The following is a 13,460-nucleotide window of genomic DNA, read 5'->3' as shown; positions in this document are numbered from 1 at the left end:
ACCCTAACATCAGCCGCGCTGTGTCGCGGCTAACACGCCCGCTACTGGGGCACCGTGATTGACGTCGCCCCGTGACCGGTGCCGTACTGCCCGGCGTGACCGCCGTTGAGCAGGTCGTGCAGGCCCAGGACCGCGGTGATGCGACCGGGCGCGGCGTCGACGTCGTCGACGGTGCTGATCGCCGAGTTCATTCCGGCGTCGGCACGGGTGACGGCCACCGCCGCACCCCCGGTCGCCGAACCGTCGCGCCCGGCCAGCAGGGTGCCCGAGCCGTGCGGGGCCAGCGCCGCCGAGAACCGGGCCACGCTGACTCCCTTGTTGCCGGCGTCCTGGGGCAGCGACCCGCCCGTGACGACCAGAGCGGCGTTCGCCGCGCCCATGTGATCGGTTGCCTGGTAGGTGATGAAGCCGGTGTCGCGCAGCGCGGCCAGCACGGTGTTGCGCTGCGTGTCGTCCACCGGCGGGACCGCCGGGTTGGCGTTGGCCAACAGGGCGATGCCCATCAGGTCACCCGCCTGCGAACCCTGGTCGACGAGCTTGGTGCTCAGCTGCTGACCGGCGGGCAGCACCGACGAGTTCACCACCGTCTGCAGTTTCTCCGCCGAGTTGGCCTCGACGAACTCCTGCGTCAGCGACACCGTCCCGGTCACCGTCCCGCCGGCCTGACCGATGAACTTCGACACCGCGGCCACGTCGTCGTCCTTGGCGTCCGGGGTGCGGAACACCACCACCGACTTGCCGCCCAGCGCGTCGTGCACCATCCGGCCGACCAGTTGGGTGTCGAAATTGTTTGCCGCGCTGAGCTTTTCGTTCAGCACGTTCTTCTGGTCGTTGAGCCCGCTGATCTGGGTGTGCAGGTCCCGCTTTTCGTCACGCAGGCTGGATAGCAGGGTGTCGGACAGGAAGCCGGAACCGAGCACGACTCCCACGGCCAGCGCCAGGAAGACCGCGGCCAGCGACAGGGCATGTTGACGCAACGAGATCATGGCAGCCCTAGCTCACGAAGTGCTGAATCCAGAGGGTGAAGTGATTCCAGTAGTCGGTGACCCAGTGCAGCACCATGCCGTCGGTGCGCGACACCCACAGGGCGACGATGACCGCGATCAGCATGGTCAGCGCCAGCAGCGCGATGGCGCCCGCCGAGATGTGGTTGCGGTACAGGGTGGCCACGGCCTTGGCGTCCACCACCTTCTCCCCCACCCGCAGCCGGGTCAGGAAGGTCGACGGGTTGCTGTGCGCGCGGGTCCGGTCGAAGAACGTCTCGATGTTGGCGGTGTGGCCGGCCGTCACCAGCAGCGCGGCGCCGTGGTGGTCGGCCAGCAGCAGCGCCAGATCGATGGCCGAGCCCGCGGCCGGGAACGTCATCGCCCCGACGCCGAGATCCTGGATCCGTTCCAGGCCGGGCGCGTGCCCGTCGGCGTCGGCGGGCAACACGACCTGGGCACCGCACTTGAGCGCGTCGGTGCTGATCTGGTCGGGATCGCCGACAATGACCTGGGGGCGGTAGCCCGCCTTGCGCAACACGTCCGCGCCGCTGCCGACACCGATCAGCGCCGGCTGGTACTCCTTGATGAACGGCTTGAGAGACTTCAGGTCCTCCTCCGCGCTGGGCTCGTCGGCGACGATCACCACGTGCCGGCGGCGCAGGTCGACGTCGACGTCGGGGATGCCGATGCCGTCGATCAGCAGCGGGCTCTCGCTCTTGATGAACTCGATGGTGTTGCCGGCGAACGCCTCCAGATGCGCGGACAGTCCGCTCTTGGCCTCGCGCATCAGGTCGGCGATGTCATGGTCGGTGCGCTCGGTCCCGCGGACCAGCCTGCGGTCACCGGCGTACACCCCGCCCTCGTGCAGGCGGATCTTGGCGCCGTCCTTGACCTTCTTGAAGATGTCAGGTCCGGCCTCGTCGATCAGCGTCACCCCGTTGTTGACCAGCACCTCCGGTCCCATGTTCGGGTAGCGACCCGACACCGACGGCGACGCGTTGACGACCGCGGCGATGTCGGCCTCCACCAGCGCGTCCGCCGTGATGCGGTCCAGGTCCAGAACGTCGAGCACGACGATGTCGCCGGGGCAGACCCTGCGCAGCAAGCGGTCGATGTTCCGGTCAACGCGGGCGGTGCCGACGAGGCCCGGCCGGGCGGGGTTACGGGAGAGCAGGCCTGACATCTTCATGGGGGCGATTCTGTCCGCGATGCGTCGGCGAGGACGGGAGGCGCGCCGTAACATCAGCCTCAGAAGTTATCTAGAGTCCCATTAGTCACATCTGTATTAAGTGATGTCGGCGGTTAGATCTCATCCTTCTGCGCCGCATCCAGCAGCTCGCGGGCGTGCGCGCGGCCACTGTCGGATTCGCCCAGCCCGGCCAGCATCCGCGCCAACTCGGCCACCCGCTCGTCGTCGGCGACCCGCCGCACCACGCTGGTCCCCTTGGGCCCGGCGCCATGCACCACCAGGTGCACGTCGGCGTACGCCGCGACCTGCGGCAGATGCGTGACCACGATGACCTGGTGGGTGCGCGCCAGCCGCGCCAGCCGCCGGCCGATCTGCACCGCCGCCCGACCACCCACGCCCGCGTCGACCTCGTCGAACACCATGGTGGTGCCCGCCGCCGAGGCGGCCAGCACCACCTCCAGCGCCAGCATCACCCGGGACAGCTCGCCGCCGGAGGCGCTCTTGGCCAGCGGCAGCTGGTCCATTCCGCGGTGCGCGGCGAAGCCGAACTCGACCTGGTCGACGCCGTCGGCGCCGGCGCGGGCCAGCTCACCCGAGGGCAGCACGAGCGCGGCCGCGTCGTCGGCGGCCGAAGCGGTGTCGATGGCGACGTCGATGCCGAACTGCGCGTCGGCCATCGCCAGCCCGGACAGCTCGGCGGTGACCTCCTTGGCGAGCCGCTTGGCGGCCTTGCGCCGGATGTTGCTCAGATCGACCGCGGCCTCGGCCAATTCGCGCGCGAGCTCGTCGACGCGCGTCGCCAGCGCGGCCAGCCCTTCCTCCGAGACGTCGAGCTGGGCCAGTCGTTGCCGCGACTCGCGGGCCCAGGTGAGCACACCGTCGATGTCCGCGGCGTACTTGCGCGTCAGCGTGCGCAGCTCGGCCTGCCGGGACAGTTTGGATTCCAGCGCGCTGGCATCGACCGGCAGCTCCTCGAGGAAGCCACCCAGTTCGGCGGCCGCGTCGACGACCACGGTCAGCACCTCACCGAGCTGGCCGGCCAACGCCACCAGCTTGGCGTCGTCCGTCGATTCCAGTGCGGCCCTCGCCTTTCCCACACTGTCGGTCGCGCTGAACCCGGAGCCGTCCGCCTCATCCGAGGACAGGGCCGCGCGCGCGGTGGCCGCGGCTTCGCGCAGCGTGTCCAGCTCGGAGAGCCGCAGGATCTCGGCGACCAGGGCGTCGTCCTCGCCGGGTTGTGGGTCCACGGCGTCGATCTCGCCCAGCGCGAAGGTCAGGCGATCGGCCTCCAGCGCCAGTTCGCGCATCCGGTTGCGCCGGTCGAGCAGGTCGCGCCGCGCCGACAGCCAGGCGTCGCGCAGTTTGCAGTAGCGCTCCAGTGCCGGGCCGGCCTTCGCGAATCGGTCCAGCGCGCCGCATTGCTCCTCGGGCCGCATGAGCCGCAGCTGGTCGTTCTGCCCGTGCAGGGTCAGCAGCCCGGCGGTGAAGTCGCCCAGCGACTTGGCGGGCACGCTGCGGCCGCCCAGATAGGCCCGCGACGGCCCGTCCCGGCTGACCGAGCGCAGCGCGATCACGCTGCCGTCCTCGTCGCGCTCGGCGCCCGACGCGTCCAGCATCTCGTCCAGCTTGACCACCGTGGCCTCGTCGAGATCGGTTGTGGTGAAACGGCCTTCGACGACCGCCCGATCGGCCCCGGACCGCACCCGGGTCGCGTCGGCGCGCGCACCGCCCAGCAGGTGCAGGCCGGTCACCACCATGGTCTTGCCAGTGCCGGTCTCGCCGGTCAGCACGGTCAGGCCGCGGTCGAAGTCCCCGACGGCAGCGCTGATGGCACCGAGCGACTCGATGCGGATTTCCGTCAGCATTCAGTCAGCACCTGCGTTGGGGTCGTCAGTTCCCGCGCCACCCGGTCACCGGCAACCGGAATTTGCGTACCAACCGGTCGGTGAACGGCGCGCTGTCCAGGCGGGCCCATTTCACCGGTGTGTCGCAACGTTTTACCTCCAGCCGGCTGCCCGCCGGGATCAACATTTCGCGGCGACCGTCGCAGAACACCAGGGCGTCATGCCCGTCGGCCTCGATCTCGATCGCGATCGTGGCGTCCGGGCTGGTGACCATGGGGCGGCCGAACAGCGCGTGAGCGTTGTTGGGTACCACCAGGATTGCCTCGAGATCCGGCCACAACACCGGTCCGCCGGCGGAGAACGCGTAGGCGGTCGACCCGGTGGGCGTCGACACCAGGACCCCGTCGCAGCCGAACGCCGACACCGGGCGACCGTCGATCTCGAGGACCACCCCGAGCACGCCCAGCCGGGGACCCTTTTCCAGGCTGACTTCGTTGAGCGCCCAACCGTGTACGGAGACGTCGCCGCCGTGGCGCACGATCACGTCGAGCGTCAGGCGGTTCTCCACCCGATAGTCTTGTGCGACAACATGTTCCAGCACCCGGTCGATGGCTTCGGCTTCGGCCTCGGCCAGAAAGCCGATGCGGCCCAGGTTGACGCCCAGCACCGGAATGTTGGCGTTGCGGGCCAGTTCGGCGGCCCGTAGGAACGTGCCGTCGCCGCCCAGCGCCAGCACCAGTTCGCAGCCGTCGGCGGCCCGGGGGTCGGCGTTGACCACCTCGATTTCGACGCCCAGTGCGCGCATGTCGTCTGGGGCCAGGTGCAACGACCCCTTGTCGACCGCCTCGGCGGACAGCACACGAAGCCCGATGTCGTTGTCGCCCAGCACTTTCTGCACACGCCGCGCGGTCTCGGTGGCCTCGTCACGGCCGGTGTGGACCACCATCAACACGGTGCGGGGAGCGTGCTCGTTCACTGCGGCCCGCTTTCCACCGCGCGCCGCACCGCGGTCACCAGCTCATCGCCGGCCAGCGGCCGGTCGGTCTGGGCGCGTAGCCGCAGAAAGTATTCGACGTTGCCCGACGGCCCCGGCAGCGGGCTGGCGGTGACGCCGACGGTGTGCCAGCCCAGCTCGCCCGCGCGACCGGCGACCGCCAGCACGGCGTCGGCGCGCAGGCCCGGGTCGTGCACCACGCCCCCGGCGCCGACCAGGCCCTTGCCCACCTCAAACTGCGGCTTCACCATGGGAACGATATCCGCGTTCGGTGCGGCGCATCCAGCCAGCGCCGGCAACACCGTGGACAGCGAAATGAACGACAGGTCGGCCACCACGAGGTCGACTGGTCCGCCGATCGCCTCGGGCGTCAGGTCGCGGACGTTGGTCCGCTCGACGACGACCACCCGGGCGTCGCTGCGCAGCGACCACGCCAACTGCCCGTACCCCACGTCCACGGCGACCACTTCGGTGGCCCCGCGATCCAGCAGGACTTCGGTGAAGCCCCCGGTGGACGCGCCGGCATCCAGGCAGCGACGGCCCGCGACCGAGATCTCGAAGGCGTCCAGCGCCCCGATGAGTTTGTGCGCCCCGCGCGAGACCCAGCCGCGCTCGCCGTCCTCGGCGACGGTCAGGGCGGCGGTGACGGCGACGGCGGTGCCCGGCTTGCGCGCCGGCATCCCGTCGATGCTCACCTTCCCCGCGCCGATCAACTCCGCGGCCTGCTGACGAGACCGGGCCAGGCCGCGCCGGACCAGCTCGGCGTCAACGCGGGCGCGTCGCGACATCCGGGCACTCAGCCCTTCTCCGCCGACTCCAGCGCAGCCAGCAGCACGTCATGCGCCTCGGACAGGCGGCGTGCTATCTCTTCGAGCTCGTCGAGCGATGGCACCTTCTCGGGGTCTTCTCCGTCCCCGGGCTGAGGCAGCCGGGCGAGCAGGGTGTCGATTTCAGCGCGAATCTGATCGGGATCGATAGTCATCGCGTTACTACGCTAGTCACCCGTCAGTCGGTGTGCACCAAAGACCAGCGCTGCAGCGCGGCGCGGGCGTGGTCGTCGGCGGCCTCTATGCGCACCTCGCCGGCATTCCCGGCGCTCCAGACCGCGCCGGCCACCGCGCGCACGATCGACAGGCCGTCCCCGTCGTCCGGCCCGGCGCCGCTCACCGTGACCGCCCGGTCCGCGACGTCGACCCGCCAGCCCGGCTGCGGGCCGACCGCGAGCCGCTCGCCGTCGTCGTGCAGCGAGCGCAGGTCGTGGCCGATGTAGGTGGGGCGCTGGGCGGGCTTGGCGTACACCGCGTCCCGCGCGGAATTGACCCCGGTGAGCACCATCAGGCTGGGCAGCTCGGCGGCGTTGGCGCCCTCGATGTCGGTGTCGAGTCGGTCGCCGACCACCAACGGGGCGCGAAAGTCGCCGCGGGCCGCGGCATCTCGCAGCAGTCCGGGCGCCGGCTTGCCCGCGACCTGAGGCTCGCCGCCGGTGGCCGCCCGCAGCGCGGCCACGAACGATCCGTTGCCGGGCAGCAGCCCGCGCTCGGTGGGCAGGGTGAGGTCGACGTTGGCCGCCACCCACAGCGCGCCGGCCCGGATGGCCAGCGCCGCCTCGGCGAGCTCGGGCCAGCCGATGGTTTGGGACAGACCCTGCACAACCGCGGCCGGGTCGTCTTCGTAGCGGCGCACGGGGCGCAGCCCGACGGCGGTGATCTCGTTTGCCAGGGCCTCGGTGCCCACGATCAGCACCGGTGAGTCCGGCGCCAACTGCTCGGCCAGCAACCGCGCCGCGCTTTGCGCACTGGTGGCGATGTCGTCGGCGGTGGCGGTGAAGCCGAGGTCGGTCAGGTGCGCGGCGACCTCGTCGGCGCTGCGCGACGCGTTGTTGGTGACGAAATACGCGCGGCTGCGCACCTCGGCCAGCGCCTGCACCGCACCCTCGGTGGGCTGACGGCCGCGAAACGCCGTTCCGTCCAGGTCGATCAGCAGGCAGTCGTATTGCTGCGCAAGGGTTTCGGTGTGATTCGGGCCCGTCATGTCAGCCGAGTTCACTGACCCGATCCTCGGCGTCGGTGACACCGTCGACGTCGGCGGCCGCGGAGTGCAGGAACCATTGCAGCGCCTCGTCGTCGCGGCCGAGCGCCAGCAGCGTGTCCGCGTAGGCGTAGAACAGCCGCGCCGCCGTGCTGCCGGTGCGGCCGGGATCCAGTTGCGGCGTGGACAACACGGTGAGCGCCTGCGCCAGCTGACCGAGGTCCGCGCGCGCGCCGGCCGCGACGATGCGCAACTCGTCGGCGTCGTCGCCGCTGAGTTCGGCGGCCTCCGGCCCGCGCGCGAGTTCGATCGCCCGCTCCGGACGGCCAAGTCCGCGTTCGCAATCGGCGATCAGGGCCAACAGCGAGGACTTGCTGCCCATCCTGCGGGCCGCGCGAAATTCCGCCAGCGCCTGCGACCAGTCGCCGCAATGGTAGGCGGCGATGCCGACCGCTTCCCGGATGGTGGCGATCCGGCTGGACCGGGCGCGAGCCGCCCGGGCGTGGCGCAGGGCGGCCTCCGGGTCTTCGTCCAGCAGTTCGCCCGCGGCCACCAGGTGGCGCGCCACCGCGTCGGCGGTGGCGCGGTCCAGGGTGCTCAGTTCGCGGCGAACGTCGGGCGCCAGCTGCTTGGCCTCCACGCCGGGCGGTATCGGCGGCCCGTCCTGCGGCGCGCGATCGGCCTGGGCGTCCCGGCGCGCGGCGCCCTGCGGCTGGGCCGGCCGCGCACGACCCGGACCCGACCAGCCACTGGATGCCGGCCGCCCCCGCCGTTCGCCGCGGTGCCTTTGCCTGTCGTCGACCACGCTGCCGAGAATACGGGCAGCCCCGCGCCTAGCTTTGCGGCCGGTTGCTCAGCAGCGGCGCGATCACCGCCGGACAGTAGGTCGCGATCGCGACGATGGTGAACTTGCCGGCCATCTCGTAGGACATTCCGTTGCCCTCGGCCATCTTGGACGTCACCTCGTCGAACGACCCGCCGGGCTCGAACAGCATCGGGCACACCGACTGTCCCATCGCCGTGGTGCCGGTCGGCTGAGTGTAGGTGATCCCGGCGTTCGTCAGGGCCGACAGGAAGGCGTTGCCGACCATGTCGGCGCGGATCGGCGCCGACAGGACCGCGGCAAGCGCCACCAGGCCGGTGATCACCCCCAGAATCCGCAGGACGGTCAACCGCACACTCGTCGCGAAATTCACCGTGACAACAGTGGTCGCCCACGGTCACGTCAACAACACGGTGAGGTAAAGATCTGTGCACGCGCGCGTTTTGCGCGCGCGGTTCCGGCCCTGGCGGGGCTAGACCTTTTCGACCCCGGCGACGGTGCGTTTGCCGCGGCGCAGCACCAGCCATTTGCCGTGCAGGAAGTCGGACGGCTGCGGTGCCCATTCCTCGCTGTCGACGCGGATGTTGTTGACCGAGACGCCGCCTTCGCCGATGGTGCGCCGCGCGGCCTTCCGGCTCTCGGACAGCCCGCTGGCGACCAGCAGGTCGACGATCCCGTCCGGGCCACCGGGTTTGAGCTCGGCGACCGAGGTCTCGCGCAGCGCCGCCGCCAGCGTGGCCTCGTCCAGGCGGTCCAGTTCGCCCTGCCCGAACAGCGCGCGGCTGGCGTGCTCGACCGCTTCGGTGGCGCTCTCGCCGTGCACCAGCACGGTCAATTCGCGGGCCAGCCGCCGCTGGGCGGCGCGCTGCTGGGGACGCTCGGCCGTCGCCTGTTCCAGCTCGCCGAGCTCGTCGGCGGTCAAGAAGGTGAACCAGCGCAGGTACCGGATCACGTCGGCGTCGGCGGTGTTGAAGAAGTACTGGTACCAGGCGTACGGCGTGGTCAGCGCCGAGTCCAGCCACAGGCTGCCGCCGCCGGTGGACTTGCCGAACTTCGTGCCGTCGGTGGCCGTCACCAGCGGCACCGTCAGGGCATGCACGGAGGCGCCGAGCTGCTGGCGCACCAACCGGACCCCGGCGATGATGTTGCCCCACTGGTCGGAGCCGCCGATCTGCAGTGTGCAGCCGTAGCGCCGGTTCAACTCGACGTAATCGTTGGCCTGCAACAGCATGTAGCTGAACTCGGTGTAGGAGATGCCGTCGCCCTCGAGACGTCGCCGCACGGTGTCGCGGTCCAGCATGACGTTGACCGAGAAGTGCTTGCCGACGTCGCGCAGGAACTCGATGGCCGACATGGGGCCGGTCCAGTCCAGGTTGTTGACGACGACCGCGCCGGTGGGTGAGTCGTCGAAGTCGACGAAGCGGCGCAGCTGACCATCGATCCGCTCGGTCCACTCGGCGACGGTGTCCGCCTCGTTGAGTGTGCGCTCGCCGATGTCCCGCGGGTCGCCGATCATGCCGGTGGCCCCACCGGCGAGCACAATCGGGCGATGGCCGGCGCGCTGGAAGCGGCGCAGCGCCAGCAGCGGCACCAGGTGTCCGGCATGCAGGCTCGGCGCCGTGGGGTCGAAGCCGGCGTACACCGTCATCGGGCCGCGCCGGGCTTCGGCGGTCAGCGCATCGAGATCGGTGGACTGCGCGATCAGGCCGCGCCAGCCCAGCTCGTCGATGATCATGTCGCCCATGATCCAAGATCCTTTCACCCGAGATCGGTTCGGCTAGTCGCTGGCGCCCGGGGCCGCCGCGCGGGGGCTGCGGCGGTACGCCGACACCTCCGGGCGGCCGGGGAGCCACAACCGCCACGGCCGGTCGGCGGCCTGGCTGACACCGACCCGCGGGCCGTACGCCGCGGTCAGCGGTTCGTGCAGTTCGAGGGTCACCGCACCGTCGCCCGCGAAAAGGTCAATGCCGTTGTCGTCCATGGAGATTCCCATGGCGGCGCACAGGTTGCCCGGGCCGCGCGCCAGGGCCGCGGTGTGCACCAATTCACCGCGGCGGGCACGCGCGACATCGGTGCCGTCCTCGAGGGCCGCGGCGCGCAGCAGGACGGCGGCGGCGGTGCCGTCGGGTCCGCACGAGACGTTGGCGCAGACGTGGATGCCGTGGCTGCGGTAGGTGTAGAGCCGCCCGGGCGGCCCGAACATCACGAAGTTGCGGGCCCGCAGGCCCTTGTACGAGTGCGCGGCGGCGTCCGGCCACGGACCGTCGGGAACTCCCCCGTAGGCCTCGACCTCGACGACCGTCCCGCTGACACCCCGGGCGGTGAGGGTCGCGCCCAGCAACCGGCGTGCGGCCTCGACCGGGTCGACTAACAGCTGGGCCGCAGTCGTGCCTTCCCGAAATCGCCCTCGAGCCTCGGCCACATCAGATCCTGAATCCTCTTTTCTTAACCCAACGAACCTACCGGCAGGCCAAACGTGGCAGTATCCCGGTGTCCCGTGACCCCCGGGCCGCGAGAAGGAGCCCACCTCATGCATGCGATCGACCCCGCCGCCACGGCGTGGCTGCTGGCCAGCACCGCGCTGGTCTTGCTGATGACGCCCGGCCTGGCGATCTTCTACGGCGGCATGGTCCGCACCACCGGCGTGCTGAACATGATCATGATGAGCTTCATCTCCATACCGCTGGTGACGGTGGCTTGGTTGCTGGTCGGCTACACCATCGCGTTCTCCGAGGATGGGGTCAGCGGCCTCGCCGGCAATCTCAGGCATTTCGGCATGCTCGGCATCACCCCCGACACCATCCACGGCACCGTTCCCGAACTGCTCTTTGCCACCTTCCAGCTGACGTTCGCGATCGTCACCGCCGCCCTGGTCAGCGGTGCGATCGCCGACCGCGCCAAGTTCGCCGCCTGGATGGTGTTCGTCCCGGTATGGACGATTGCGGTGTATTCGATTGTCGCGCACTGGGTATGGGGGCCCGGCGGCTGGCTGGCCAAGCTGGGTGTGCTCGACTATGCGGGCGGGCTCGTCGTCGAGATCGTCTCCGGCTCCTCCGCCCTGGCGCTGGCGCTGGTGCTCGGGCCGCGCATCGGCTTCAAGAAGGACGCCATGCGGCCACACAATCTGCCGTTGCTGTTCGTTGGTCTCGGGCTGCTGTGGTTCGGCTGGTTCGGGTTCAACGCGGGTTCGGCCTTGGCCGCCAACGGAACCGCCGCGGCCATTTTCCTCAACACTTTGGTGGCCGGGTGTCTGGGCATGCTCGGCTGGCTCGCGGTCGAACAGATCCGCGACGGTCGGCCCACCACGTTCGGTGCGGCCTCGGGTGTGGTCGCCGGCCTGGTCGCCATCACCCCGTCGTGCGGGACCGTCAACACGCTCGGCGCGACGGTCGTCGGACTCGCGGCCGGCGTCGTGTGCGCTTTCGCCGTGGGCGCGAAATTGCGCTTCAACTATGACGATTCGCTCGACGTGGTGGGCGTGCATTTCGTCGGCGGCGTGGTGGGTGTGTCGTTGATCGGTTTGTTCGCCACGGCGGTCATGACGGCGGGCCCGCAGGGTCTGTTCTACGGGGGCGGTGCCGGCCAGCTGGGCAAGCAGGCGCTGGCGATCGGCGTCGTCGCGCTCTACGCGTTCGCCGTGACGTTCGTGCTGGGAAAGGTGATCGACCGGCTGATGGGCTTCCGGGTCAGCACCGAAGACGAGACCACCGGAGTCGACCTCACGCAGCACGCCGAAACCGCTTACGCCGAAGGCGTGCACGGGCATCTGCCGCAGCGCCGCCCTCCCATCGGCGAACGCTTCAATTAGGCCGTTGGGCACCTCTATGCCGTTGGGCACCCTTATGCCGTTGGGCACCTCCCGCGAGCCGTGACCTGACCACACGGCGATGCGAAGTCCGCTAGCGCCGGTGCCAGCGCTTGGGAACGTCACCACATAGGCCCCCGGGCGTCGCCGCCCAATGCCCCACCCGCGCGCCGCCGCCCGGAGATGCCGCCCTTGACATCCCCGCGCAGCGGGACGATTATTCATCGCATGATGAGTTCATCTCGTGATGAATTAATCGCCGGCCCACACGATCCGGCCGTGCACATCGATCGCCTGCGCGTGATCCGCGGCAAACTCACGGCTCTGCACGATTTCTCGGTGCGGATCGACAAGGGCAGCATCACCGGCCTGCTCGGCCCGTCCGGCTGCGGCAAGACCACCCTGATGCGGTGCATCGTCGGCACCCAGATCGTGACCTCGGGAACCGTCACCGTGCTCGGCCATCCGGCCGGGTCGCCGGCGCTGCACCGCCGGGTCGGGTACCTGCCGCAGGACCCGACCATCTACAACGACCTGCGGGTCGTCGACAACGTCCGCTACTTCGCCTCGCTGTACGGGTTCGACCGCCAGGCCGCCGAGGCAGCGGTCGAGCGGGTCGGGCTGTCCGATCACCGAACAGCCCTGTGCGCCAACCTTTCCGGCGGTCAGCGCATCCGGGTGTCGCTGGCGTGCGCGCTGGTCTGCCAGCCCGAACTGCTGGTGCTCGACGAGCCCACGGTAGGGCTGGACCCGGTGCTGCGCGCGGATCTGTGGGAGCAGTTCGCCGACCTCGCCCGCGCCGGGACCACGCTGCTGGTGTCCAGCCACGTGATGGACGAAGCCGACCACTGCGGCGATCTGCTGCTGATGCGCGACAGCCGGCTGGTCGCCCACACCAACCCGACCCAACTGCGAGAGGACACCGGATGCACGTCACTGGAAGACGCGTTTCTGTCCATCATCAAGCGCAGCACCATGCGCGAAGCCGGCTAGGGCTCAAGGGCTACACCGCGACCACTGCGCGGATCCTGCGTCAGCTGGCGGCCGACCACCGCAGCGTCGCGATGATCCTGCTCGTCCCGGTGCTGGTGATCACGTTGATGTACTTCATGTTTCAGAACGCCCCGCACCGGCCCGGCACACCGGCACCGTTCAACAATGCGTGCCTGATCCTGCTGGGCCTGTTCCCCCTGTTCGTGATGTTCATCATCACAGCGATCACGATGCAGCGCGAACGGGCATCCGGGACGCTGGAACGCATCCTGACCACTCCCCTGCGCCGCCTGGACCTGCTGATCGCCTACGGCACCGCCTTCTCCATCGCCGCTGCGGCGCAAGCCATCTTGGCGTGCATCGTGTCGTTCTGGCTGCTGGGTTTCGACACCGCGGGCAGCCCGATGTGGGTGTTCGTCATCGCGATCGTCAACGCCGTGCTGGGAGTCGGTTTGGGCCTGCTGTGTAGTGCGTTCGCCCGCACCGAGTTTCAGGCCGTGCAGTTCATCCCGCTGGTGATGGTGCCGCAACTGTTGCTGGCCGGCATCATCGTGCCGCGCGCGCTGATGCCACACTGGCTGCAATGGATCAGCAATGTGCTGCCGGCCAGCTACGCGCTGGAGGCCTTGCAGCAGGTGGGCGCGCACCCGGAACTGACGTTCATCGGGGTGCGCGACATCTTCGTGGTGCTGGGCTTCGCCCTGGCGGCGCTGTGCCTGGCCGCGGCGACGCTGCGGCGGCGGACGCCGTAGTGGCGATCGCAAGCTCGGCGCAGCCGGGCGCAGCGGGTCGCCGCGG

Annotated in this window: 14 protein-coding genes; 3 read left to right on the top strand and 11 right to left on the bottom strand. The window is 70.0% G+C overall.

Going from position 1 to position 13,460, the window contains the following annotated elements; genetic code table 11:
* Positions 1-41: 41 nt before the first annotated feature.
* The 11 genes from G6N50_RS04600 to G6N50_RS04550 all read right to left on the bottom strand — a co-directional run bounded on the left by G6N50_RS04600 (position 42) and on the right by G6N50_RS04550 (position 10,286).
* Positions 42-986, bottom strand: coding sequence for a copper transporter (locus G6N50_RS04600; RefSeq protein ID WP_083094025.1), 945 nt, complete (start codon positions 984-986; stop codon positions 42-44).
* Between the two features lie 7 nt (positions 987-993).
* Positions 994-2,175, bottom strand: coding sequence for a putative cytokinetic ring protein SteA (steA, locus tag G6N50_RS04595; protein ID WP_067828451.1), 1,182 nt, complete (start codon positions 2,173-2,175; stop codon positions 994-996).
* A 113-nt stretch (positions 2,176-2,288) separates the two neighbouring features.
* Positions 2,289-4,040 (bottom strand): DNA repair protein RecN, encoded by a 1,752-nt coding sequence (recN, locus tag G6N50_RS04590; RefSeq protein ID WP_083094026.1) that lies wholly within the window; start codon positions 4,038-4,040, stop codon positions 2,289-2,291.
* A 25-nt stretch (positions 4,041-4,065) separates the two neighbouring features.
* A complete protein-coding gene (locus tag G6N50_RS04585; RefSeq protein WP_083094027.1) occupies positions 4,066-4,995 on the bottom strand; it encodes an NAD kinase in 930 nt (309 codons plus the stop codon).
* Positions 4,992-5,801, bottom strand: coding sequence for a TlyA family RNA methyltransferase (locus G6N50_RS04580; RefSeq protein ID WP_083094028.1), 810 nt, complete (start codon positions 5,799-5,801; stop codon positions 4,992-4,994). Before G6N50_RS04580 ends, G6N50_RS04585 begins: the two co-directional genes overlap by 4 nt.
* A gap of 8 nt (positions 5,802-5,809) precedes the next feature.
* Positions 5,810-5,995, bottom strand: a complete 186-nt coding sequence (locus G6N50_RS04575; RefSeq protein ID WP_083094029.1) for a hypothetical protein — start codon at positions 5,993-5,995, stop codon at positions 5,810-5,812.
* Positions 5,996-6,018: 23 nt separating this feature from the next.
* Complete coding sequence (locus G6N50_RS04570; RefSeq protein ID WP_083094030.1) at positions 6,019-7,044, bottom strand: HAD-IIA family hydrolase; 1,026 nt, start codon at positions 7,042-7,044, stop codon at positions 6,019-6,021.
* Position 7,045: 1 nt separating this feature from the next.
* Positions 7,046-7,846 carry a tetratricopeptide repeat protein gene (locus G6N50_RS04565; protein ID WP_142275469.1) on the bottom strand — a complete coding sequence of 267 codons (801 nt, stop codon included), beginning with the start codon at positions 7,844-7,846 and terminating at the stop codon, positions 7,046-7,048.
* 28 nt (positions 7,847-7,874) lie between these two features.
* The gene (locus tag G6N50_RS04560; RefSeq protein WP_179970093.1) at positions 7,875-8,237 is read right to left on the bottom strand and encodes a DUF732 domain-containing protein; all 363 of its coding nucleotides are present in this window, start codon (positions 8,235-8,237) and stop codon (positions 7,875-7,877) included.
* 99 nt (positions 8,238-8,336) lie between these two features.
* A complete protein-coding gene (gene tyrS / locus G6N50_RS04555) occupies positions 8,337-9,608 on the bottom strand; it encodes a tyrosine--tRNA ligase (protein ID WP_142275470.1) in 1,272 nt (423 codons plus the stop codon).
* Positions 9,609-9,641: 33 nt separating this feature from the next.
* Positions 9,642-10,286 (bottom strand): DNA-3-methyladenine glycosylase, encoded by a 645-nt coding sequence (locus G6N50_RS04550; RefSeq protein ID WP_083094032.1) that lies wholly within the window; start codon positions 10,284-10,286, stop codon positions 9,642-9,644.
* 108 nt (positions 10,287-10,394) lie between these two features.
* Here G6N50_RS04550 and G6N50_RS04545 point away from each other — a divergent pair, with 108 nt between their 5' ends.
* The 3 genes from G6N50_RS04545 (at position 10,395) to G6N50_RS04535 (ending at position 13,414) form a co-directional block, all read left to right on the top strand.
* Entirely contained in the window at positions 10,395-11,672 is a 1,278-nt protein-coding gene (locus G6N50_RS04545; protein WP_083094033.1) for an ammonium transporter, read from the top strand.
* 225 nt (positions 11,673-11,897) lie between these two features.
* On the top strand, positions 11,898-12,662 hold the full coding sequence (locus G6N50_RS04540) for an ABC transporter ATP-binding protein (protein ID WP_083094034.1): 765 nt from the start codon (positions 11,898-11,900) through the stop codon (positions 12,660-12,662).
* Positions 12,596-13,414, top strand: a complete 819-nt coding sequence (locus tag G6N50_RS04535; protein ID WP_083094035.1) for an ABC transporter permease — start codon at positions 12,596-12,598, stop codon at positions 13,412-13,414. Before G6N50_RS04540 ends, G6N50_RS04535 begins: the two co-directional genes overlap by 67 nt.
* The last annotated feature ends 46 nt before the right edge of the window (positions 13,415-13,460 follow it).

It is taken from the genome of Mycobacterium mantenii, assembly GCF_010731775.1.
GTDB lineage: Bacteria > Actinomycetota > Actinomycetes > Mycobacteriales > Mycobacteriaceae > Mycobacterium > Mycobacterium mantenii.
Note: the sequence above shows the minus strand (reverse complement) of the source record. Positions and strands in the feature narration are given on the sequence as shown.

Coding starts and splice junctions, on each gene's coding strand:
- G6N50_RS04600 (WP_083094025.1), bottom strand. CDS start 986: ATGATCTCGTTGCGTCAACATGCCCTGTCGCTGGCCGCGGTCTTCCTG.
- G6N50_RS04580 (WP_083094028.1), bottom strand. CDS start 5,801: ATGTCGCGACGCGCCCGCGTTGACGCCGAGCTGGTCCGGCGCGGCCTG.
- recN (WP_083094026.1), bottom strand. CDS start 4,040: ATGCTGACGGAAATCCGCATCGAGTCGCTCGGTGCCATCAGCGCTGCC.
- steA (WP_067828451.1), bottom strand. CDS start 2,175: ATGAAGATGTCAGGCCTGCTCTCCCGTAACCCCGCCCGGCCGGGCCTC.
- tyrS (WP_142275470.1), bottom strand. CDS start 9,608: ATGGGCGACATGATCATCGACGAGCTGGGCTGGCGCGGCCTGATCGCG.
- G6N50_RS04535 (WP_083094035.1), top strand. CDS start 12,596: ATGCACGTCACTGGAAGACGCGTTTCTGTCCATCATCAAGCGCAGCAC.
- G6N50_RS04545 (WP_083094033.1), top strand. CDS start 10,395: ATGCATGCGATCGACCCCGCCGCCACGGCGTGGCTGCTGGCCAGCACC.
- G6N50_RS04570 (WP_083094030.1), bottom strand. CDS start 7,044: ATGACGGGCCCGAATCACACCGAAACCCTTGCGCAGCAATACGACTGC.
- G6N50_RS04575 (WP_083094029.1), bottom strand. CDS start 5,995: ATGACTATCGATCCCGATCAGATTCGCGCTGAAATCGACACCCTGCTC.
- G6N50_RS04540 (WP_083094034.1), top strand. CDS start 11,898: ATGATGAGTTCATCTCGTGATGAATTAATCGCCGGCCCACACGATCCG.